This is a genomic window from Clostridium sp. MCC353, from assembly GCF_018785315.1.
In the GTDB taxonomy this organism is placed as follows: Bacteria; Bacillota; Clostridia; order Lachnospirales; family Lachnospiraceae; genus CHH4-2.
The window spans coordinates 1-20,712 of sequence record NZ_WQPN01000005.1; the positions used below are offsets into that span (position 1 = coordinate 1).

The window sequence follows — 20,712 nt, forward strand, 5'->3', positions numbered from 1 at the left end:
TTAGGGAGCAGAGGAGACGATCTGTCTAAAAAGACGGGGCCCCCACTCTTCAAAGTGTCCACACTTATGGGTACATTATACTCTGTTCCTCCCCTCCTCCCGCTTTCCTGCTGGTGTTCTCTAGCTCAAGTAATTAAAAACAATTTAACATCAACCCTTACATTAACCCTCAAGGCATTTTCGAAAATGGCTTCACCCTTTGATGTAAATCCCCTCACCCTTTACATCAAATCTCCATGTCATATTCACTAACCCCCATATAAAATATCAAATACAGTCACGTTTAAACGCCTCCTTACTCCTATCCCCAAATCTTTTTTATCTCTAGCGATGCCCATGCACAGCCTGTAAGAAGGGGGAGCTGGGGCGGAGGACAAGGACAGGCGGACTAAGGGGCGGACCAAAGGCGGCGGGGATCCTGTGGAGACCGTTTAGTGGAACTTAGGTTTTCAGGATGGAAAAAGACGGGCAGAAACTGAATTCCCAGTCAGTTTCTGAGATGCCCACTGAACGGTAAAGTCATCAGGAGTTTACCGTGAATGGGCATCGGACCGTCTTTTTCCATCCTGAAAGCCTTAGTTCCACTTAACGGCCGGAATCAGATCCCCGCCGCCTTTGGTCCGCCCCTTTGGCCGCCTGTCCTTGTCCTCCGCCCCAGGTTCCCCTTCTTACAGGCGTTACCATTGCCAATCACCCAAACAAAGATTTCACACCCACCATAACCTTTTCTCCGTGGATATCCGTCTCACCGTTAAAGCGGAAACCGAACTCCTGATAGAGATGAATGGCTGTCTGATTTTCTTCCACTACGCTGAGATAAATTTTTTCACAGCCGTATTCACTGGTAATCTTATCCAGCAAAATGGGGAGACAGGCTTTTCCGATGCCCCTGCCCTGAAATCTTTCGTCGATTAAAAGCCTGTCCATCCAGACACGGCTTTCTATGCCCTCTTCTTCCCACTTACAATACATGGCAAATCCTACCAGCAGGCCGTCGGCATAGATTCCAACAGGCCTCCAGCATGACCATTGCTCCGCTTCATCCAGGCATTGTTTTACGGTTTCCACAAAGCCTTTTTGGCTCCCGGCTATATGTAAACTCAACACGTCTTTTTTGTTTTCTGCCGTTACAGGCTTAAATATAATGTCCATATTTTCCTCCCAATAAAATTTTCCATGGAATCTACTATAAACTATGGGGCTGCCCCATGGTCAAGAGAGAGGACCATATTTTATTGTATTGTCATTTTTAAACTTGTCCTTTGTTCAGGCAAAACTGCCCGCCAGATCTACGGCCCGGGGCGCTGCTATGAAAATGTGATCCGATACCCGTTCAATGGTTCCGTCGACACAATATACGGCTCCTGATGTGAAATCAATCACTCTGGGGGCATTTCTGATATCCAGTTTTTCCAGGCTTATGATAACAGTTCTGCCTTCCAGCAGATAATCAGATATCTCCTTTGCGTCTTCCATCGATGTGGGGCGGAGCATTACCACCTCCATGGGTGTTTCCTCTTTTACGGCCGGGGTGTGAAAGAAAAGAGCGGGCATACTGTATTTCACTTCTTTGGTTTCTTCCTGTTCCTCCTGATCATAGTCATAATCATCTTCATCTCCATAGTCATTTAAACGAATTGAATCCATCATCTTGTTTAAAATATTCATTTCCTATCTCCTCCTCAAATCTATTCTATTAAAGTTTGTCCGAAAACTGCTTTACACAAAATCCTCGCGCATCTTACATAAATGTTTTCAGAACACTTGGAATCCTCTTTCGTTTATATGAACAACCGTTCATCCGATGCTTCTTGACCTGTTTTCCGGTTAAGAAGATGAGATGTCCGAACGGCTGCTTATATATAGTATATTCATCACTATGTCCCGATAATTCTGATTATTTCCCGGAAATTAAAAAAAGTCTGGGCGGACGGCTGAAAATGTCCGCTTTCGACTTTTTTCTTAATTCTGGTTTCATCACCCCGGCTGCACTCCGGGTTCCCCTTCATATTTCACCGACCGGTCATCTGCATTAAAAATGGAGTTGACATACAGTTTGTCATCCACCGACATCACCCACAGCTCTCCATCACCGATCCACACTCCCTGATAATTGTAATTCAACTCTTTTTTGCTGTCCTCTTTCAGCTTCTCTATGAAGTCTTCGGTAAAAATATCATCATAATAATCCATAAATTCCTCTGCATTGTCCACAATCAAATCGCCGTCCGGCACAGTCACCTTTCTTGGATAATAGATCATTTTTGCGGCCTCCGCCTTTTCACCGGCTTCCAGGCGGGAAACCAAGGTCTGTATAAATGAATCCGCCTCTTTCTTTCCTATCCCGCTTACCGCATACATGGGATCATCTTCCTGTTCTATCTGCGCCGCCCCGTTCCCTGTAGTTTCGGCAGTTCCTGTCCCAGCTTGATCTGAGGCCTCTGTTCCAGCTTCTGCCCGTCCTTTCGTTTCAACTCCTGCTGCGTCCTGGGTAACGCCTGAGGTTTCCTCCTGAGCGGCATTTGTCATCTGCCCGGTTTCCTGATCCGCCTTTTTATTTCCACAGCCGGAAATCAGTGCCGCCATGACAGAGACAGCCGCCAGCAATCCGTAAACTTGTTTTTTCATCTTAATCCTCCATGCCGGAGCAGTTTTTCGCGGAGATACGCGCTGAGAATGACAGCTTCCCGGCTGCGATTCAAATTTGTGGCTCCGGCACAAATTTGGATGTGAAAAATAAGCCTTCGGGATTATTTTTCAACCTTACTCCTCTCTGTAACTTTGTCTGCCAGCATATCATAACTGGTCAAAAAAAGCTTTAAGATTTTCATTCAACTTTTATAATTTTAAATTCATCCGGGCTGATCCAATCGGTTCGTATACCGGGCAATAGGAATGTACATAATAGAATTAGTCCAAAAATCCTGCCGGATCTACAACTATTCACCTGTATTAAAAAACCTGTATGAAAGCCCTATGCAGAAGAAAATAATCAGAACGCCAGTAAATAATCAAAAAAACCGCATTTCGCCTTTATTTTATTAATTTGTATACACGAGACTTGCATTTAATCGGCAAAAAACGCATAAATATTAATGTCAATAGTTATTCTACGGCCTCAATCACAGTTTTTTAGTTGTTATTCTAACAACCTATTGACTGTAAGTTTTATTTATGGTATTCTTAGTGCCAACAAAGGAAATTAAAACAAAGCAGAATATAAAGAAAGCGAGGAACCACATATGGCATCTTATATCTTCAGTGAAATCAAGGAATCCGACAAAAGAGCACAGAGACAGCTGCATACTTTACTTGCACATGCAGGAATCGTTCCTGAACATGCGGCAGATTTTACACTCGGCGTCTTCGATGAAGACTATAACCTGGTTGCAACCGGTTCAACTTATGAGAACCATTTCCACAGCCTGGCAGTTGATGCCGCTCACCGTGGTAAAGGCCTTCTCAGCCAGGTGCTCTCTTACCTGTATGAATTACAGTTTAACCTGGGCAACCATGAACTCTATTTAAAGGCCAGCAGGGATTTGATCCCCATGTTCAACAGCTTTGGCTTCCGTGAGATCGCTCCCGCAGGCAAAGATGAGGTTTACATGGGAAACCTGAAAGCTTTCATGAATCAGGAAACCGCTTTGAGTGCATAATAATTAAAAGCCGATGCATAATATGCAGCGGCTTTTTTCGTTAAATTGTTTATCTCTCTCTATTCTTCTGCCCCTCTACTCTTCTCTGACGTTCTTCAAAATCTTCGAAATAACTCCTTTAACCTCCTCCATCCGTATGCCAAGGGACGCGGCCAGTTCTTCTTCAAAGGAGCGCTCCGCCATGGACATGGTTTCCGCATCAGAGGATGCCATCTTTTTTCCGGCGCTGACCCGCTCCTGCTTTCGCTGATACAGCTCTTTTACGATTCTGACCCGGGCGCGGCAGTCGTTGGAATGAAACGCATTCTTATATTCCCGCTCCCTCATCTTTTCATCATGTATCCTAAGAGGTTCAATGTCAGGCAGTTCCTTAATCACTTTCACGGCCTCTTCTTTGGACATCACGGGGCGTAGGGATTCATCTGCTTTTCTTACCGGCACATAAATGGTCTCTTTCGCCTCCCTGACGGGGTGCATGATATAGTACACCTCTTCTTTATCCATCATTTTAAGCTTTGAAATCTGATCAATTCTACAGACTTTTCCGCTCCAGTGAACTACGTAATCCTGTTTCTCATATCCTGTTTCTATCATCTTTCACCACAACCTTTTCCAAATGCGGACATAATTCCATCACTATCATAACACTTTTCCAGACGCCTCATAAGCGTTTTTTTATATTTCGTCAGTTTTGCACAGGAATAAACCATGGTATATTTGATACATTTTACTAAAAATTCTGCGCTAATCCAGATTCAGTTCACAGGCTGCATTCGGTTCCATATTGCCGCCGCTGCCCGCATACAAGTCCGCCAGCACATCATAATCAAATGTCCCGGAAACGTCTTTATAGAATTTCTGCTCTTTGCTCAGCCAGAAAATACCGTTTTTATCCACATCAACCGAAACGCTCTCCTCATCATTCACCACAAAATAAACGGTAAAGGAGGTGGCCTCATCAATGCTCTGATCCGTTTCCTCCAGCGTCATGCTGCGGAAGGCATCCGCCACCTCTTTAATGGATTCCGGATCTTCTTTATAATAAGAGTAACACTGATATCCATAATACATGGTGACTGAGGCCGCCCGGTCCGCCGTCTCCATCAAGGCCGTTACCTTTTCATCCCTGCTGCCCTTTTCAGACGAACAGCCTGACAATATAGCAGCGGATACCAGCAAAATACTGAAAATAACGGCAGCCACGCCTTTGACATTATTTTTCATATAGTTCTATGCTTCCTTTCCTGTTAAATCTATCCATTTATACTGTAATTATATTTGTTACAGTATAATTTGTCAAGCTCTTTTACCAATTCTCCGCCATTTTCCGTAACTGTTCCCAGCCCCTCATCGTCAAAGCCGCAGCCCGGTGGGACTGCGGACAGTAACTATTTACCGCTGCAGTTCCCAAACCGCACCGTCTGCCAGATATTTTACGCAGCAGCACTCTGTGGGCTCCACCATATCCATCTTACCGATCATCCGGTCGATCACCGGGACAGGCACGCTCCTTTTCCGTATCTGGTTTCTTTGCAGGAGCTGCTCATAGGGGGCTTCGATATAGAAAACCGTCACTCTGGCCCCATAGCCCTCACACAGGCTGCAGAGCTTTCTTCTGGTATCTGAGATGATATTGGTGGCGTTCCAGACAAAAGGCTGTTTTTTCCGCAAATAGACCTTGGCCCGTTCCCTGGCCTCCGCCGCGACCGCCCCGGAGCCGTCCTGAGGGCCGATTCCCCATTCCTCCCTGATATCATCCAATGATATGACAGGAACATCCTTCAGATATTCCCTGATAAATGTATCCTTCCCGGCCAGGGGAAGGCCGGACATCAGATAGACCGGAAATTCTGTTTCATCAAACAGGCTGCTCTTCTGCCACACCCTGGCCCCCTGATAAAAACGGAGCCGGGTGTATTCATTGGCAAATACCGGCTTTTTCCCATAACAATCCAGTTCCCGGCAGTACTCCTTAAAATATTCCACCGTTGACAGCTTCTGCCCGGAATCCTCACAAATCCGCCCCAGAACGTCCCCTTTGCCCAGCAGGTAAAGCAGGGGAAAACGGACGCACTCCCTGGCCCGCAGCAAATTCACATCCACCGGTTCCTTCTCCAGGAACAGGGAGGGGAGCCCATGAAAGCGGATCAGCCATGCGATTTCCTCCCGTTCCTGAAAGCTGATTTCAAACCTGGATGCATATTCTCTATAACAAAGTTCCCGGAACATTTTCGCTCCGGTCACCGCATGTTTAGGGGATATGATTCTGCCGAACTCCTCCTTTGTACATCTTATTTTCCCTATATCGTGGAAACACGCGGCCATACTCAGTATCCCTTTTTCCTCTTCCTCCAGCGCATTCCATTCAGGTAGTTTTTTGATCTCTTCCAAAACCCTTTTCGTATGGTTCCAAACATTTCCTTCCCTATGATAAACAGGGTCCTGTTGGGTTTTCTCCATCATTTCCGCCAGCTTAAATTTCTCTTCAAATATCTCTATCTCATATTGGTTCTGTGCCAGAACATCCAAAAGCCTCTGTTTCATCTTATTCCTCCATGGCAAACAAATCTGTCCCCGGTTTTAACCGGTTCGGGATCAACGGACGGTCAATCCAGTGGGTTTCCGAATCCAGTATCGTGCTGAGAAAAGATTTCCGGACATATTTTAACCGGTCCACAACATAATCCCCTTCTTCCACTTTGATATAAATTCCCTCCATCAAATCCGTAATATCGGTCTGCTGTTTTACCGTTTCAAAGGATAATCCCTGCTCCAGGCACTGTTTTTCCAAAACTTCCGGAAATCTTTCCGATTTGAAATGGGACTTTCCCAAATAGGATGTCAGTTCCATTAAATTGTTCAATTTTCCTTCAAACAGTACCAGAACCGAAACGATAAACGGAGATTCTTTCAGCAGTTCTCTCCTCTTCTGCGTGCTTAAAAAAGCATTTTTTTCCTTATCGAACAGATCAAATTCCATGAAATAATGGGTCAGCTGGTCATAATAAATGGTATGTTTGGCATACAGCCACTCTCCATACATGATATACCGGTTTCCCAACAGATGGTACAGTTCAGAACGGAAACAGCTGGCCCACATCTTAAACAGGTCAAACTGCTTTTCTCCATATCCTCCGTTCAGGTAATGCCCCCTGCTCTGCAGCAGAAGGCGGCCGTCTTCTCCAAAGCTGATGCCGCAGTTTGCGCCGTCCACTTTTTCTTCCAGCACCACACAACGCCCTTTGATCTCATCAAATGGCACATTTTTCAAATCTTCATCCCCGGCCTGTATTCTCGACCCTTCAATATGCCGGGTTCTCGGGTATTTTAATATCGTTTCCATATGCTCCTCCATGCCGAAGCGGTATTTTGCGCAAAGATTGCGCTGCGCAGGCACGCGTTGAGAATTTCAGATTCTCAACTGCGATTCTAATTTGAGCCCGGCACAAATCGGAGTGTGAAAATAAGCCATCGGGATTATTTCTCACACGCTCCTCCATGCCCAAGCGGCTATTTTGCGTAATCCGCTTCGTTTCTTCATGATTGATACGATATGGCACATATGACAGAATACAAAAAGGCTGCAGAAACAAACGTCCCGCAGCCTGTCACACAGTAGAGTCAGTCCCATGGCGGATCGTATCAGAATTTTCGGGTAACAAAAATAAACGGGACTTTATGGATTCCCTGTTCCATCTTTGCCTGAAACTCTGATACGATTACATGGTTCTCACCCTTTCCTCATTGATATTCCCACTATAACACCAAAACCGTTCCAAAGTCAACCGGCTTTCCAAAGCAGCCGGTTGTCTTCAAACACCACATCCACATTTCCCTTATCCCTCATCCAGGAAAGATAGGAACGCAGTGTACTTCCCACCAGCACGTACTGCTCAAAATTCAAGGTCAGCCGGTATTCATCAAACAGACGCTTTAACAAATCTTCAAAACAGGACGGCGTTTCACAGAACTTCAGCACCATGGATTCAATCTCCAGAATCTTGTCCCTGTTGTATTTCAGCAATGGTCCCAGATCCGTATCCGCCGCCGCGTGGGCCGGAACGAAAAGGCCGGCCTGCATTTTTCCCACCATATCGAGGGTTTCCAGGTACTTTTCCACATCATAGATAAAAGATACCTGGTATTTTTCCAAAGTCTCCCGGCTGCTCAGGCAGTCGGCAAGAAATACAATATCGTCCGGCGTCCTGATCCCGATCATCTGGAAAAAATGCCCCGGCAGAGGGATCACTTCCAATTCCTTTGGAAAGCGCTCATCCTCCAGACTCAAAGCCCCGCTTTCCTCCGCCAATAAAAATTTATGTCTTAAATCCCTGCATGGAAATCCTCCATACAAAAATGACGGTTCCAATACCGGATGGCGGATAAAAGGCGCCTCCAGATCGGCGGCAAATACGTTGCATCCGGTCTGTTTCTGCAAATACCGGTTTCCCCCGATATGATCCGCATTGGAATGGGTATTGATGATCCCCTGAAGTTTCCACCCATTGGCGTTCAGAATCTTTAAAATCTTTTTCCCGGCATCCTTATCCCCTCCGCTGTCAATCAGATAAGCCTCTGAATTTTCCCTGACATAAATGCCGGCTTTTGCAGGGCAGTTGATATAGTAAGTTTGTGCACCTGCCTGGATTAATTCGTACATCTTTTGTCCCTCCTCCGCACTCGTTTTATGTATTATACCATTCCGCCGTCCTCTTCACCACAATAATTCCATTTTATGGGCCAAATAACATATTCCAATCGGTTAAGACAAATGAATTTTTCTTTTACAAACAGCTTTCACGTGATATAATGAGAACATATTTGGCTTAAATCCGTATGTGGTACGGGGTTCTGCCGTATCAGAATACAAGTCCTAAAAATAAGCCAAACTTACGAAGGAGCAGAAATGAAAAAAGTATTAATACAAGACGCCGGCATTGAAAACCAGGAAACGCTGGCTGCCGTATTGGAATCCCAATATGATCTCATTCTTTGCAGCCAGGATTCTGTTCAGCCCCATCTTTTGGATCCCAACAGCGATATTGATCTTCTGATTCTGGATTTTCATACCCCTGGGAGCGACGGCCCGGGCATATTTGAGGCTGTGCACTCTAATCCCGGACTGGCTCATATCACAGTGATTGCAGATGTGGGACCGGGAGGAAAGCAGTTTGAAATGCAAGCCCTGAAATCCGGCATCACCACCCTGATAAAATCACCTTATGATCCCGATATGATTTCCCTTCAGATCGAAAATGCCCTACAGGAAGTACATAAACTTCAGTTGGCCAGGCAGCAATTGGAAGACGCGTTTAACGAACAGATGTCCTTCCGGAATATTGTGGAACAGAATGTATCCAGTTACTGCCGCCTTAACCTGAGCCACAACTGTCTGGGCCCTGGAATTGCCCCCTGCCGGGAGGCGGATTATCTGCTGGCATTTAAGACGGTGGACGAATTTTTTAATTCTCTTTATCCGTTTATCCCGGACGGTTTTCAAAAACAGGCTTACCAGAGTATTTTCTGCCGTAAGAATATGACAGACAGTTTTCAGGCCGGAAGACAGCACCTGAAGCTAGAACATAAAACCACCATAAACGGCGGGCGGACCGAATGGGTGGAAACCCATGCGAATATCATGAAAAATCCTGAAACAGGAGATATCGAAGCTCTTTTATATACATTTGACACAGACGACCGGAAAATCACCCAGCTTCTATTCGACAAAGTGGTTAATTCAGAATACGACTACCTGTCCACCATTGATATCCCCAACGATATTTATAAGATGTACAGCCATAACATGAACGCTACCTCAATTCCGACTGCTTACGGTTCTTACCGCCAGATCTGTCTGGTCGAGGCGGAAAAACGAATCAGCGAAACTACCAGGAAGGATTACCTGCGCTGTTTGGAACCCAAAAACATTTTGAAAGCGTTGGAAACATCCGATCAGTTTTCTTTTAATTTTGAAACCATAGAGCAGGACGGCAGCATCCGCACCAGAAAAATGCAGCTCTCCTATCTGGACCGGGACGCCAAAATCCTGTGCGCAACAAGGCGTGATATCACGGATATCCTGGCAAAAGAGCAGAGAAAAGCGGAAATCCTCAAAGATGCCCTGGATGCCGCAAGGCAGGCCAGCACTGCAAAATCGGATTTCCTATCCCGCATGAGCCATGAAATCCGCACTCCTATGAATGCCATTATCGGCATGACCACCATCGCTTCCCAGTGCATCGGCGATGACAAGCAGGTGTCCGAATGCCTGTCCAAAATCGGCATATCATCCCGTTTCCTGCTGACTCTTATCAACGATATCCTGGACATGAGCCGGATCGAAAGCGGCAAGGTACTGCTGAAAAATGAACGGATACCCTTTGAAGAATTTATCAATGGAGTCAACTCCATCTGCTATACCCAGGCACAGGCAAAAGACATCGATTACGAAAGCATTGTGGATGCCCATTTAGACGATTATTATGTGGGCGATGCCATGAAACTGCAGCAGATCCTGATCAACATACTATCCAATGCCGTAAAATTCACCCCTCCCGGCGGCAATGTCACCTTCCGGGTGCGGGAGAAAAAACGGATGCGGGAAAATGCCGTTCTGGAATTTGTCATCAGCGACACAGGCTGCGGCATGAACGACGATTTCATACCAAAACTGTTCGAGCCCTTTGCCCAGGAACATGCGGACTGCATCAATGTATACGCCGGAACCGGCCTGGGCATGGCCATCTGCAAGAATTTTGTGGATCTCATGGACGGGCAGATCCAGGTCAGGAGCATGCCTGGCATCGGTTCGGAATTTGTGGTAGACGTCAAACTGGGGATTACCAAGGAATCCAAACTGAAACGTTCTTCCAAACATCCTTATAACTTCTCTAATCTGACCTCACTGGTTGTGGACGACGATGTGGCGGTCTGTGAACAGGCGGTCATCACCCTGCATGAAATCGGCATTAAGGCGGACTGGGTGGACAGCGGCCGCCGCGCCATCGAACTTGTGCGGAAAAAATGGGAAGCAAAACAGTATTTTGACCTGATATTAATCGACTGGAAAATGCCGGAACTGGACGGGATTGAAACCGCCCGGCAGATACGGGGCATCGTGGGGCCTGACGTTACCATCATCATCATCACAGCTTATGACTGGTCCTCCATTGAGCAGGAGGCGAAAAAAGCCGGGGTCAACATGCTGGTCAGCAAACCTCTGTTTAAATCCTCTTTGGTTTCAGCCTTTCAAAAAGCCTTCGACCAAAAAGAGGAAGCTGCCGCCGCTGTGGAGCAGGTCTTTGATTTTACGGGAAAACGGGTTCTTCTCGCAGAGGATCACCCGATGAATGCGGAAATCGCCCAATACCTTTTAAAAGACAAGGGCATGGATGTGGTTCATGCTGAAAATGGAATCAAAGCCGTGGAACTGTTCACTCTGGCTCCTCCGGGATACTATGACGCGATCTTAATGGACATCCGCATGCCCTATATGGACGGCCTCCAGGCCACCATAAGCATCCGCCACCTGGATAAAACGGACGCCAAAACCATTCCGATTATCGCCATGACAGCCGACGCGTTCGATGAAGACGTCACAAAAGCAAAACAGGCGGGCATGAACGCCCACCTGGCAAAACCGATTGACCCTAAAGATCTGTTTACTACTCTGTATCATTATATCTATGCTAAAAATTAAGTCAGCCAGGCCGGGAACAGGAATGAGGCAGCGCATGCCTCATTCCCCATTCCCCGTAGCCAGTTCATTATCCATCGGAGAAATCGCCGATAAAAATCCCTGAACAGAATGATTATAGATATTAAACTGCTTTCTTCCGTTCTGCTTGGAATAATAGAGCGCCTGATCCGCGTTGCCAAATAATTCTTCATAATTGGTTCCGTGTTCCGGATAAAGGGCCACGCCCATGCTGATTGATATGCTGAATCCGCCGCACTGGCCCACCAACGAATTGAAGATCCGTTCCACAACCGGTTCTATCTCATCCCTGAATTCGATGAAAATGACGAATTCATCTCCGCCCACACGGGCCGCGATATCTTCCTTCCGTATACTGTCTATGGCTTTTTGGGCCGTGTATTTCAACACATTGTCGCCAAACAGATGGCCGTGCTGGTCATTGGCATTTTTAAAATGATCCAGATCAAACAGGATCAATGCAAAACGCCGTTCCCTGCCGCTGACCAGCAGCCTCTCAATAGCCTGGCGCACCGATCTGTGGTTATAAAGCTTGGTAAGCGGATCCTGATCCGCCATCTGCTTTAACGTCTCCACCCGGATGTGTTCGTCATGGATATCCGTACATTTACCGATCATGCCCGTAAGCTCGCCGGGGTCATCTCCCACCCACAGGGAACGGGCCACAATTTTAAACCACCTGGAAGCCCCGTGGATATTCATCTGATAGTTACAGGAAATCACCGGGTTGGCGGATGTGGTTTTCTTAATACGCCGCTCCAGATCACGGTAATCCTTTTCTGAAATGATGGAAAGGAGTTCCCGGTTCTCACTCGGATGGGTTATCAGCTCCCTGACTCCCAAAAAAGCCGCCCCCCACTCGGAAAATGAGAGCATGTCTGTCTGTATATTATATTCAAACTGAATTTCCTTGGACATCGCCGCAAAGAACTGGTATTTTGTCCTCTCCTGTTCCAGCAGCGCAAGAGTGCGGTTGGATGCCTGTCCCTGACTCAGAAGTTCACGCACAAATTGGTGCATCTCCGTCTTCGTCACATCTCCCGGCGAATGAATCTGAAGTTTTTCCTTCATGCGTTCCCCGATATCCAGCAGGCACTGGACCAATATGGGGTTAAATACGCCGCATTCTCCCCGGAGAATCATCTTAATGGCCTCTTCATGTGAATACGCCGGCTTATAAACCCTTACACTGGTCAGCGCGTCATATGCGTCTGCCAGGGAAACCACCTGGGCGGATATGGGAATCTCATCCCCTTTTAAATGATCGGGATAACCGCTTCCGTCATAGCGTTCATGATGCCAGCGGCAGATATCCCTGGCGATCAGAACCAGTTCTTCCTGCCTTCCGTAAGGCGTCGATTCAATGATTTGGGCGCCGATCACGGTATGCTGTTTCATAATCTCAAATTCTTCCTCAGTCAGCTTGCCCGGTTTATTCAAAATCTCTTCGGAAATGGATATCTTGCCAACATCGTGCAGAGCTGACGCATTGGAAATCAGAGAAATCTGGGAAGCTGTCAAACGGTACTGGTCCGTGATCTGAACCATACGCCTTAGAAGCAGTTCCGTAATCATCTGAATGTGCAAAACATGGAGCCCGCTTTCCCCATTCCTGAATTCCACGATGTTGGACAGGATCTCAACCATCAGAAGGTTGGTCTTTTCTTTTTCCAGTATCTGTTCGGTGACTAAACTCTCCAACTGCTTTTGCTTGGTATAGAGAAGCAGTGTATTCTTAACACGGCGCTGGACGGTTCTGCCGTCAAATGGACGGGCGATATAGTCCGTAACGCCCAGATCATATGCGCGGTCTATGTTCACTGATGATGTTTCTGAAGAAATCGTTATGACCGGTATGGTATTTATGAGCCCGCTTTTATTCATGATGGCCAGCACTTCAAATCCGTCCATTCTGGGCATCACAATATCCAATAAAATTAAAGAAATGTCTTCACTGTGCTTATTGATCACTGTGATTGCATCCAGGCCATCGACTGCTTCTAAAATCTCGTATTCCTGCATCAGCATGTCGGTCAACAGTGCCCGGTTGAACTCGGTGTCATCTACAATCAGTATTTTCTGTTTTTTATCTGCCATATTTATCTTTATCTCCCGGATCTCATTTCAATCGCCGCTGCCGCAGGATGTATAAATCCGCAGGACTGCCCGCTTTCCTTCTATTTTACCATCACTTCACCAGAAAGTCTATTTTAATACGTCCTTTCGTTTTAAACAATTATCACTGCCGTTTCTCCCTCTCTTTTCCCTTGAATATAAAATATGGATCGGTTAAAGTTAGTTTACAAAAACGGACACGGAATGAGAGGAATAAATTGCCCTTTTCCTCTATTCTTTCATTGAGGAGGAACTAACATGGAGTGGATAAAACATTTGAGCAGCGCCATTGACTATATAGAAAACAATCTGACCGGAGAAATCTCTTACGAAACGGCGGCCCGGACGGCCTGCTGTTCCACCTATAATTTCCAGCGCATCTTTTCCTATATGGCCGGGATTACTTTGTCGGAATATATACGCAGGCGCAAAATGACGCAGGCGGCATTTGAGCTGCAGTCCACAAATCAAAAGGTGCTGGATATTGCCTTGAAGTACGGCTACACGTCCCCCACCTCATTTAACCGGGCATTTCAGGCTGTGCACGGGATTTCTCCCGTTTCTGCCAAGTCAGAAGGCTGTTGTTTAAACGCATACCCACCCATCAGATTTTCACTGCAGATAACAGGAGGAACTGCTATGGCATATCGGATTGAACAAAAAGAAGAACTGCGCATTGTGGGCATACGGACCCCGATGACGGAAGACATGGAACATAACAGGGAAATCATTCCCGGATTTTGGGATAAGTGTCTGCGTCATAAAAAACATTTGGAAATCGGCTGCCTCTCCAACCAAAAACCGGACGGTATTTTAGGGGTATCGGTCTGTGAAGGTCCGTCTGATCTCTATTATTATATCGCTTCCGCCACCAGCCTGCCCGCGCCGGAGGGCATGTCTGAATACCGGATTCCAGCGGCCACCTGGGTCATTTTTGAAAGCGACGGCCCATATAAGGAATCCGTACACAATATTTTCAAACGCTTTTTGACGGAATGGCTGCCATTTTCAGGTTATGCCTACGCCGAACTTCCGGATATCGAAGTGTATCCTTTTGATGAAGAAAAACCGGAATATGGACACACCCAGGTGTGGATCGCTGTAAAAAAAGAAAAGGAGTTCTGATCTATGGAACATGAAACTGCAGTCTATACAAACTGTTTGACAAAACAATATAAAAATGGCGTCCGGGCCTTAGACGGACTGTCCCTGGAAGTGGAAAAAGGCACTGTCTTCTCCCTTCTGGGCAAAAATGGCGCCGGAAAATCCACATTAATCAATATCCTGACCACTTTTTTATCCCCCACCTCGGGAGAAGCGGTCATGTTCGGAAAACAGCTTCCCAAAGACGCCAAAGAAATCCGTTCCCGGATCGCATGCGCCGCACAGAACAGCTCCATTGATCCCTATTTATCGTTCATGGAAAATATGATATTTCAGAGCAGGCTTTATCATATCACTAAGAAAGAGGCGCAAAAACGCATACAAATGCTGATTTCCGTATTTGAACTGGAACCTTATCTGAACTATCCCATTTTCTCCTATTCCGGCGGAATTAAAAGGCGGCTGGACCTGGCTCTGAGCCTGATCCCCAATCCTCAAATCCTCTTTTTAGACGAACCGACCGCCGGCATGGATCTCCAGTCCCGCATGGCTTTGTGGGACATGATACGGAAAATACGCAGTGATCTTGGGACAACCATCTTTCTGACGACCCATTACCTGGAAGAAGCGGACCAGCTCAGTGACCAAATCTGCATTATCCGGGATGGGAAATCGGTAATTCAGGGCTCCCCATGGGAACTAAAGACTTATATCAGACAGAATACGCTGAAAATCCGTTTTTTCGACAGCGCTCTGGCTGCGCAGTGGAAATCCCGGCTGACCGGACTGCTGGCTCCTTCCCAGGTTCAGGTTCTTAACAATGCGGTACTGGTCAGTTCCACAGATCATGAGGCGGATATGGAAAAAGCCGGGAATTTTCTATTCCAGAACCATGTCCCATTTCTGGGAATCGGCATAGAGGCACCCGCTTTAGAGGATGTATTTTTGAGATTAACGGAGGGAGAAATGAGATGAATACTTTGACAATCTTACGGCGGAGCATAAAATGGCGCCTTTATAACCCGGCCACCATTCTGGCCACCATCATACAGCCGTTAATCTGGCTTGTATTATACAGCACGACTGCCGGCCAGTCTATGAGCGCTGCGGGAATCGGGCATTATCCCTCATTTATCCTGCCCGGCCTGATGGTGCTGGTCTGTTTCGGCGTGTGCAGCAGCACAGGAATTATGAATTATCTGACCCGGAGGGACGGGAGTTTTTACAGAATCCTGACCGCCCCTGTCTCCAGGACGTCTATCGCTGCCGGCCAGATTTTAGAGGCGGTTCTCTGTTCCTTTTTAGAAGTCTGTATCATGTGCGGACTAAGCCTGCTTCTGTCCGCCAGATTCTCCTTCGGTGCGGGAGAACTGGTTCTGGCTGTGCTCATCCTGTTCCTGGCCTCATTCTTTATGGCCGGACTGGCTTATACGGCCAGCCTGTTCCTTCCCAATGAAGTGATGTATGAGACGGTGATGAACGGGGTAGTCCTCCCTGTTTTCTTCCTCAGCACAGCCCTGTTTCCGGCAGATATGGTCAGCAAAAAGCTGGCTGTCATCATCCGTTTAAATCCCTTTACCCATGTGATCAACGGCCTGCGCAGCCTGATCATAACCGGCGGCGCCGAACCCGGATACCTGCTCTTCATCCTCTTCATGCTCTTATGTCTGGATATTTTTATTCTGTTTTGCGCGCGCTGGAGGCTGGAAAGGGCGGAAGGCCTGTGAATTTTCCATGGAGATTGAAGCGGGCCTGGGGCCGGGCTTCAATCTTCGTGAAATCATTTGACTTATGAAATCATTTGACATCTGTCAAGGCGGATACTAGAATAAAATCAATTAGGCGTTACCGTTCACAGCCCCGCAAAGCGGCACGGCTGCCAGCGAGGGCTGTGAATAGAAACAATTAGGCCGCTGCTATATTTTTAATATTTATCAGCCTGACACGGAGGAAACAGATAGATGAAATGGTATCTCGTCCTGCATTTTATAAATTTATATCTACTGCCATTTATCGAATTTGGAATTCTGAGCCTGCGGTTTCCATCCGGAGACAGAACGGACATGGCATCAGCAATCCTGTTCGGATATATCCCTTTGGGCTGCTTTATCATATCGTTTTTATATGGCGCAAAAAAAAGAGACGGCTTTGTAATCCATTCTTTTACAGCCGCAATGCTTTGTATCTTCACCGCATTATTCCCGTTCGTGACAGGCGCCGGATTCTTCGAACGGCTTCGCTCCATGCTGATTATAGGATTCAGTTATTTTGTGATCTCATTAATGGGAGGGATTGCAGGGATTATAGGATATGTTTTGTTTAAACATATAAAGTCCAGCCTCAAGAGGAAAAGGAAAAAAGAATAATTTTACGTAACGGTTCAGACGGCGGGAAAATGGATAAAAAAAGCTGCGTCAAGCTCGCTTGTAAGCAGTTTTCTTTATCCATTTTCACATCGGATGGACATCCGATGCTTCTTGACCGGCTCTTTCGGTCAAGAAGATGAGCCGTCTGAACTGATACAATTTTACTGTTGGAAATGCAGCTTTTTCTATATTCCTCCAGTCAGAAAAAAACAGCAGGAAAGCCGGCGGGCGGAGGTTCGGTAAGGTCCGCCCGCCGTCTTTCCCGCGTCCCCTTCTCCAATCCCTTAAAGATTGGAATCCTTCCAATTCCACCATTTCAGCTTTTCCGGGTCCGGGTTTTCCACAGACGCATAATACACCGCGCAGCGGTACACATAAAGCTGGCACCTGTCGATCCTGCATCCTTTCATCAGGCATTCCTTCTCATATAGTCTTTCCGGATCCTGATTTTTCAGCGATTCAATGGTGTTGAATCCCAGCATGATCAAACTCTTTTCCGTCTCTTTTCCCACTCCGGGGATTTTTCTAAGCTCGCCCATGGTCCTTTAGCGCCCTCCTCAAATCTTTCATATACTGCCTTTGCTGAATGCGCAGATAGATTCCGGCAAATGGTTTCATAATCCATTTTTTCACCTCCACGCACTCTCTGAAATCCAGAACCGTGCCTTCCTCAGCGACGGTGAAAATTCCTGTCCAATGGCCTGCCATGTTGTCATTCTCCATATCGAATTCATAGCGGCAGGGCGGCTTTGATGCAGTTATGACAAAGTTGGTTGCATAGCCGTTTTTCGCGTATTCCACAAAATGCTTTCCATCTTCCGCCGCCTCTATTCTGCTCAAATCGCTTCTCCAGCCGTAATTTTCAAGATCCGTTACCACTGCCCAAATCCGTTCTACCGGGCAGTCAAATACCGTCCTAATTCTTGCTTCCATCATATTCATATCCTCTCAGGTTTATCAACTGCTGTCTGAGCCCCTTTTCATTCTCTTCTTCTGTCTTTGTTGGATCCTGCAAATCATAAAATCCGCATGGAAGTTCCTCGCACTCCCCGCAGTTGTGATACTGTTTTTTATTCATGCAGCAATCGTAAATCTCACAGACCGTTCCTTCTGTATACTCCAACCAGAACACCTGCCCCTTTATCTTATCACATCCGCCGCAGCCTTCCGGGTAATATTCACATTCCCCGCAGACCACGCCGCAGCAGCTCATCATTTTCTCCATAGTCACTCCCCTTTTTTCCTCATCAGTCCTTCTTTTCCGGCTGGCACCGGGGGCAGAAATAAACGGTTCCGCCCAAATATGCCATCTTTGTTATATCCCCGCCGCAGTAAGGGCATCCCGATTGGTAGGTAATTTTGGAAAGCAGCGTCTGGTAGCCGCCGGGCTCTCCGTACAGGTTCCTTTCCGTATTCCTTCCGCCCTGGCGTATCATCTTGTCCATAATGCCCTTCACCGCCTCCAAAAGCTTCTCTTTTTCCCCGTCAGACAGGGTTCCCACCTTCCGCTTCGGATGAATCCCGGCATGGAGCAGAATATCCTGCAAAGAACCATTTCCCAATCCCGGTATCCTCTGTTCGGTTGCAAGAAATGCCTTTGCGCTCATATTCTGTTTCACGGAGTTTAACAGTTCCATGAAAATATCGTCGAATTTTTCGTCAAACAGAGAAAGGCCGTACTTATTCTTTTCATAATACTCGTTATAAAAATTCCCGGTATGGCAGTAAATGGCTCCGTACATAGCCACTGTAAATGCCAGGCCAAAACCGTCTTCGAATTCGATCAGAAGCTGGTATTTTACCGGTCTGGGCGCGCATGGTTCCAACAGCCTGATGTTGACGCCGTCATTTACGGTCAGGCGGATATCATTGTCAAAAACCATTTCCACATAACTGCCAAATGCCTCTGTTTTCTCCAGCTTAACCCCGTTTAATTTGTTTCCATACTCCGACGGCTCCCCATTAAACCAGCAGAATTTATGGACATAAGACGGAGGACAGACTTCCTTTACCGTCCTGCCCGCCGCTTCGTCCTCCAAGTTCTTTGCTAATACCATTGCCTCCGGCAATTCAATCATGCTCTGTTCCTCCCTGATTCTCTTAATCCCTTTTCGTTTATTCCCATTCCATCATAACACATATTAAGGTTCTCTTCGATCCTGCCCTTTCGGTCCGCAGTTTCTGTCTTCTATTTCTTAGACGGATTTGCCCGGATGGAGACCAGGTCTTTTACGTGATCCAGAATCTCATCTGTGGTCACATCGATCATCAGCCACCTGGAACCGTTAAATAATTTCGTATTTTGATACAGCTCCTTCAGATACGCGCAGAATGAATTCAACACCAGTTCCGCTTCCGGCGCCTCCTTTCTCCCAATGGAGATCAGGCAGGTAAAATAGCCCCGGTTGGGGTACAGGGTGCACAAAGACCGTCCGCCCTTTTTATATTTCACATTCCATCCCGGCGCCCCTGAACACCCGCTGTATTCCACATTCGGTTTCAGGGAATATGTGTTTTCTATGAAACTGCACAAATCCGTCCAATGAGAGCTTTTTACATATTCCTTTATCTCCTCTGTGGTCGGAGGACTGCCCTTCGAATATTTCTCACTCCATTCCATATAATTCCTCCATTCCATATTTTTTTGCAAATATTGTGATATGCAAAATGTTGCGATATGCAAAATGTTGCGATGCACAAAATCTTGCGATACACAAAATCTTGCGATGCACAAAATCTTGCGATGCACAAAATCTTGTGATACACAAAATCTTGCGATACACAAAATCTTGCGATGCACAAAATCTTGCGATACACGGACACGCGCTGAGAATTCCAAATTCCCGGCTGCAATTCAATTTTGTGGCTCCGGCACAAATTCGGCGTAAAAATAAACCATCGGGATTATTTTTCACTCAATCCCTATCCTAAATGCCTTCCTAAATGTTTTATTTTCGATTTTTATTATATCAGACAGAATATGACAACAGCATGTCATATTTCATACTAATGGCTGCTGTTTACATCCCTTTTTGTAAGCAGAAGCATGGAAACACCGGCCGCCCCGCCGAGATAAATAATGCTCATAACCATAAATAAAACCAGCCGGCCTGACAACAGGTCCTCGCTTTGGTTGCTGTTCATCGCAATCATCATCAGCCCGTATGGCCAGTAAAGGCCCATTCCTGCCACATTGATCAGCATTCCTGAGATTCCGCCCAGCAGCCCGATGACTACAGGAACGGAAAAACTTCTGATCACCATGGACAGCAGAAGCTGCAGGGCGGCTATGACCATGCCTCCCCAGGTTCCCCGGATCAGCCAGACTGCCACAACCGCTGGGGGAAATCCTGGAATCCCTGCCGCCTTTCCGCCGGCCACATATAGAATCCACACGAAAGCCTGGAGAAATACGGTCAGCTTCACTGCCTCAAAAAGTTTGGCCCCGTACAGGCAGGGTATGGAAACCGGCGCCGTCATGAATGAATTCCAGTTCCCATTTAAATGTTCCAGCCTCCACAAATAGGAACAACAGATGGCGATCAACGGCCCATAGAACAAATTGGCATAAAACAGAGTGACCTGGGTCCATAAATCATACCAGCCGTTTTTTAATATTCCCAGGTTCATCTGATAATTAACGGTTCCCATCACCGCCGGAAATACGGGAATCAGGAAAAAAACCAGCCACCAGGGATTGTGGGCCATTTTTCTGCGTTCCGCCCTCACCGCAATTCGAAATCCATTCATC

The 20,712-nt window shown here is 46.7% G+C and carries 22 protein-coding genes; 7 read left to right on the forward strand and 15 right to left on the reverse strand.

From position 1 onward, the window contains the following. Nucleotides 1-252 (forward strand): hypothetical protein (locus GPL15_RS00665; RefSeq protein ID WP_215695101.1); only part of this gene is annotated, 252 nt, incomplete at its 5' end. 438 nt (nucleotides 253-690) lie between these two features. Here the strand turns inward: GPL15_RS00665 and GPL15_RS00670 are convergent. The 3 genes from GPL15_RS00670 to GPL15_RS00680 all read right to left on the reverse strand — a co-directional run bounded on the left by GPL15_RS00670 (nucleotide 691) and on the right by GPL15_RS00680 (nucleotide 2,628). Beyond that, on the reverse strand, nucleotides 691-1,152 hold the full coding sequence (locus GPL15_RS00670) for a GNAT family N-acetyltransferase (RefSeq protein WP_215695102.1): 462 nt from the start codon (nucleotides 1,150-1,152) through the stop codon (nucleotides 691-693). Nucleotides 1,153-1,266: 114 nt separating this feature from the next. Beyond that, the gene (locus GPL15_RS00675) at nucleotides 1,267-1,668 is read right to left on the reverse strand and encodes a cell division protein SepF (RefSeq protein ID WP_215695103.1); all 402 of its coding nucleotides are present in this window, start codon (nucleotides 1,666-1,668) and stop codon (nucleotides 1,267-1,269) included. A gap of 309 nt (nucleotides 1,669-1,977) precedes the next feature. Then, nucleotides 1,978-2,628, reverse strand: coding sequence for a hypothetical protein (locus GPL15_RS00680; RefSeq protein WP_215695104.1), 651 nt, complete (start codon nucleotides 2,626-2,628; stop codon nucleotides 1,978-1,980). Nucleotides 2,629-3,242: 614 nt separating this feature from the next. On the opposite strand from GPL15_RS00680, the gene GPL15_RS00685 reads away from it, so the two are divergent. After that, on the forward strand, nucleotides 3,243-3,659 hold the full coding sequence (locus GPL15_RS00685) for a GNAT family N-acetyltransferase (RefSeq protein ID WP_215695105.1): 417 nt from the start codon (nucleotides 3,243-3,245) through the stop codon (nucleotides 3,657-3,659). Nucleotides 3,660-3,734: 75 nt separating this feature from the next. Here the strand turns inward: GPL15_RS00685 and GPL15_RS00690 are convergent, their stop codons facing one another. The 5 genes from GPL15_RS00690 to GPL15_RS00710 all read right to left on the reverse strand — a co-directional run bounded on the left by GPL15_RS00690 (nucleotide 3,735) and on the right by GPL15_RS00710 (nucleotide 8,319). After that, a complete protein-coding gene (locus GPL15_RS00690) occupies nucleotides 3,735-4,253 on the reverse strand; it encodes a CarD family transcriptional regulator (RefSeq protein WP_215695106.1) in 519 nt (172 codons plus the stop codon). A 150-nt stretch (nucleotides 4,254-4,403) separates the two neighbouring features. Continuing rightward, nucleotides 4,404-4,883: a hypothetical protein gene (locus GPL15_RS00695; protein WP_215695107.1), complete on the reverse strand. Its 480-nt coding sequence runs from the start codon at nucleotides 4,881-4,883 to the stop codon at nucleotides 4,404-4,406. Nucleotides 4,884-5,051: 168 nt separating this feature from the next. Then, nucleotides 5,052-6,203 (reverse strand): AAA family ATPase, encoded by a 1,152-nt coding sequence (locus tag GPL15_RS00700; protein ID WP_215695108.1) that lies wholly within the window; start codon nucleotides 6,201-6,203, stop codon nucleotides 5,052-5,054. 1 nt (nucleotide 6,204) lies between these two features. After that, nucleotides 6,205-7,002, reverse strand: coding sequence for an RNA ligase family protein (locus GPL15_RS00705; RefSeq protein WP_215695109.1), 798 nt, complete (start codon nucleotides 7,000-7,002; stop codon nucleotides 6,205-6,207). Nucleotides 7,003-7,440: 438 nt separating this feature from the next. Next, complete coding sequence (locus tag GPL15_RS00710; protein WP_215695110.1) at nucleotides 7,441-8,319, reverse strand: MBL fold metallo-hydrolase; 879 nt, start codon at nucleotides 8,317-8,319, stop codon at nucleotides 7,441-7,443. Nucleotides 8,320-8,565: 246 nt separating this feature from the next. On the opposite strand from GPL15_RS00710, the gene GPL15_RS00715 reads away from it, so the two are divergent. Continuing rightward, nucleotides 8,566-11,358, forward strand: coding sequence for a response regulator (locus GPL15_RS00715; protein WP_215695111.1), 2,793 nt, complete (start codon nucleotides 8,566-8,568; stop codon nucleotides 11,356-11,358). Between the two features lie 39 nt (nucleotides 11,359-11,397). Here GPL15_RS00715 and GPL15_RS00720 read toward each other — a convergent pair whose 3' ends face one another. Continuing rightward, nucleotides 11,398-13,473 carry a diguanylate cyclase gene (locus GPL15_RS00720; protein ID WP_215695112.1) on the reverse strand — a complete coding sequence of 692 codons (2,076 nt, stop codon included), beginning with the start codon at nucleotides 13,471-13,473 and terminating at the stop codon, nucleotides 11,398-11,400. 276 nt (nucleotides 13,474-13,749) lie between these two features. On the opposite strand from GPL15_RS00720, the gene GPL15_RS00725 reads away from it, so the two are divergent. The 4 genes from GPL15_RS00725 (at nucleotide 13,750) to GPL15_RS00740 (ending at nucleotide 16,961) form a co-directional block, all read left to right on the forward strand. Continuing rightward, complete coding sequence (locus GPL15_RS00725) at nucleotides 13,750-14,616, forward strand: AraC family transcriptional regulator (RefSeq protein WP_215695113.1); 867 nt, start codon at nucleotides 13,750-13,752, stop codon at nucleotides 14,614-14,616. Nucleotides 14,617-14,619: 3 nt separating this feature from the next. After that, nucleotides 14,620-15,570: an ABC transporter ATP-binding protein gene (locus tag GPL15_RS00730; protein ID WP_215695114.1), complete on the forward strand. Its 951-nt coding sequence runs from the start codon at nucleotides 14,620-14,622 to the stop codon at nucleotides 15,568-15,570. Then, complete coding sequence (locus GPL15_RS00735) at nucleotides 15,567-16,322, forward strand: ABC transporter permease (RefSeq protein WP_215695115.1); 756 nt, start codon at nucleotides 15,567-15,569, stop codon at nucleotides 16,320-16,322. Before GPL15_RS00730 ends, GPL15_RS00735 begins: the two co-directional genes overlap by 4 nt. A 336-nt stretch (nucleotides 16,323-16,658) precedes the next feature. Then, nucleotides 16,659-16,961, forward strand: a complete 303-nt coding sequence (locus tag GPL15_RS00740) for a hypothetical protein (protein WP_215695116.1) — start codon at nucleotides 16,659-16,661, stop codon at nucleotides 16,959-16,961. 284 nt (nucleotides 16,962-17,245) lie between these two features. Here the strand turns inward: GPL15_RS00740 and GPL15_RS00745 are convergent, their stop codons facing one another. From GPL15_RS00745 to GPL15_RS00770, 6 genes are all read right to left on the reverse strand, one after another. Continuing rightward, nucleotides 17,246-17,500, reverse strand: coding sequence for a helix-hairpin-helix domain-containing protein (locus tag GPL15_RS00745; RefSeq protein ID WP_215695117.1), 255 nt, complete (start codon nucleotides 17,498-17,500; stop codon nucleotides 17,246-17,248). After that, the gene (locus tag GPL15_RS00750) at nucleotides 17,487-17,897 is read right to left on the reverse strand and encodes an SRPBCC family protein (RefSeq protein ID WP_215695118.1); all 411 of its coding nucleotides are present in this window, start codon (nucleotides 17,895-17,897) and stop codon (nucleotides 17,487-17,489) included. The genes GPL15_RS00745 and GPL15_RS00750 overlap by 14 nt, the downstream gene beginning before the upstream one ends. After that, nucleotides 17,878-18,186, reverse strand: coding sequence for a DUF3795 domain-containing protein (locus GPL15_RS00755; RefSeq protein WP_215695119.1), 309 nt, complete (start codon nucleotides 18,184-18,186; stop codon nucleotides 17,878-17,880). Before GPL15_RS00755 ends, GPL15_RS00750 begins: the two co-directional genes overlap by 20 nt. A gap of 22 nt (nucleotides 18,187-18,208) precedes the next feature. After that, nucleotides 18,209-19,039: an endonuclease VIII gene (locus GPL15_RS00760; RefSeq protein ID WP_215695120.1), complete on the reverse strand. Its 831-nt coding sequence runs from the start codon at nucleotides 19,037-19,039 to the stop codon at nucleotides 18,209-18,211. A 110-nt stretch (nucleotides 19,040-19,149) separates the two neighbouring features. Next, nucleotides 19,150-19,581, reverse strand: coding sequence for a DUF3788 domain-containing protein (locus GPL15_RS00765; protein ID WP_215695121.1), 432 nt, complete (start codon nucleotides 19,579-19,581; stop codon nucleotides 19,150-19,152). A gap of 386 nt (nucleotides 19,582-19,967) precedes the next feature. Beyond that, nucleotides 19,968-20,711 carry an ABC transporter permease gene (locus GPL15_RS00770; RefSeq protein ID WP_215695122.1) on the reverse strand — a complete coding sequence of 248 codons (744 nt, stop codon included), beginning with the start codon at nucleotides 20,709-20,711 and terminating at the stop codon, nucleotides 19,968-19,970. Nucleotide 20,712 lies beyond the last annotated feature (1 nt).

What these genes read in the sequence shown, in the direction of transcription:
- GPL15_RS00750 (WP_215695118.1), bottom strand. Translation starts at nt 17,897, where the DNA reads ATGATGGAAGCAAGAATTAGGACGGTATTTGACTGCCCGGTAGAACGG.
- GPL15_RS00715 (WP_215695111.1), top strand. Translation starts at nt 8,566, where the DNA reads ATGAAAAAAGTATTAATACAAGACGCCGGCATTGAAAACCAGGAAACG.
- GPL15_RS00725 (WP_215695113.1), top strand. Translation starts at nt 13,750, where the DNA reads ATGGAGTGGATAAAACATTTGAGCAGCGCCATTGACTATATAGAAAAC.
- GPL15_RS00730 (WP_215695114.1), top strand. Translation starts at nt 14,620, where the DNA reads ATGGAACATGAAACTGCAGTCTATACAAACTGTTTGACAAAACAATAT.
- GPL15_RS00680 (WP_215695104.1), bottom strand. Translation starts at nt 2,628, where the DNA reads ATGAAAAAACAAGTTTACGGATTGCTGGCGGCTGTCTCTGTCATGGCG.
- GPL15_RS00690 (WP_215695106.1), bottom strand. Translation starts at nt 4,253, where the DNA reads ATGATAGAAACAGGATATGAGAAACAGGATTACGTAGTTCACTGGAGC.
- GPL15_RS00735 (WP_215695115.1), top strand. Translation starts at nt 15,567, where the DNA reads ATGAATACTTTGACAATCTTACGGCGGAGCATAAAATGGCGCCTTTAT.
- GPL15_RS00705 (WP_215695109.1), bottom strand. Translation starts at nt 7,002, where the DNA reads ATGGAAACGATATTAAAATACCCGAGAACCCGGCATATTGAAGGGTCG.
- GPL15_RS00745 (WP_215695117.1), bottom strand. Translation starts at nt 17,500, where the DNA reads ATGGGCGAGCTTAGAAAAATCCCCGGAGTGGGAAAAGAGACGGAAAAG.
- GPL15_RS00720 (WP_215695112.1), bottom strand. Translation starts at nt 13,473, where the DNA reads ATGGCAGATAAAAAACAGAAAATACTGATTGTAGATGACACCGAGTTC.
- GPL15_RS00700 (WP_215695108.1), bottom strand. Translation starts at nt 6,203, where the DNA reads ATGAAACAGAGGCTTTTGGATGTTCTGGCACAGAACCAATATGAGATA.
- GPL15_RS00770 (WP_215695122.1), bottom strand. Translation starts at nt 20,711, where the DNA reads ATGAATGGATTTCGAATTGCGGTGAGGGCGGAACGCAGAAAAATGGCC.
- GPL15_RS00765 (WP_215695121.1), bottom strand. Translation starts at nt 19,581, where the DNA reads ATGGAATGGAGTGAGAAATATTCGAAGGGCAGTCCTCCGACCACAGAG.
- GPL15_RS00695 (WP_215695107.1), bottom strand. Translation starts at nt 4,883, where the DNA reads ATGAAAAATAATGTCAAAGGCGTGGCTGCCGTTATTTTCAGTATTTTG.
- GPL15_RS00675 (WP_215695103.1), bottom strand. Translation starts at nt 1,668, where the DNA reads ATGAATATTTTAAACAAGATGATGGATTCAATTCGTTTAAATGACTAT.
- GPL15_RS00755 (WP_215695119.1), bottom strand. Translation starts at nt 18,186, where the DNA reads ATGGAGAAAATGATGAGCTGCTGCGGCGTGGTCTGCGGGGAATGTGAA.
- GPL15_RS00670 (WP_215695102.1), bottom strand. Translation starts at nt 1,152, where the DNA reads ATGGACATTATATTTAAGCCTGTAACGGCAGAAAACAAAAAAGACGTG.
- GPL15_RS00710 (WP_215695110.1), bottom strand. Translation starts at nt 8,319, where the DNA reads ATGTACGAATTAATCCAGGCAGGTGCACAAACTTACTATATCAACTGC.
- GPL15_RS00760 (WP_215695120.1), bottom strand. Translation starts at nt 19,039, where the DNA reads ATGATTGAATTGCCGGAGGCAATGGTATTAGCAAAGAACTTGGAGGAC.
- GPL15_RS00740 (WP_215695116.1), top strand. Translation starts at nt 16,659, where the DNA reads ATGGCATCAGCAATCCTGTTCGGATATATCCCTTTGGGCTGCTTTATC.
- GPL15_RS00685 (WP_215695105.1), top strand. Translation starts at nt 3,243, where the DNA reads ATGGCATCTTATATCTTCAGTGAAATCAAGGAATCCGACAAAAGAGCA.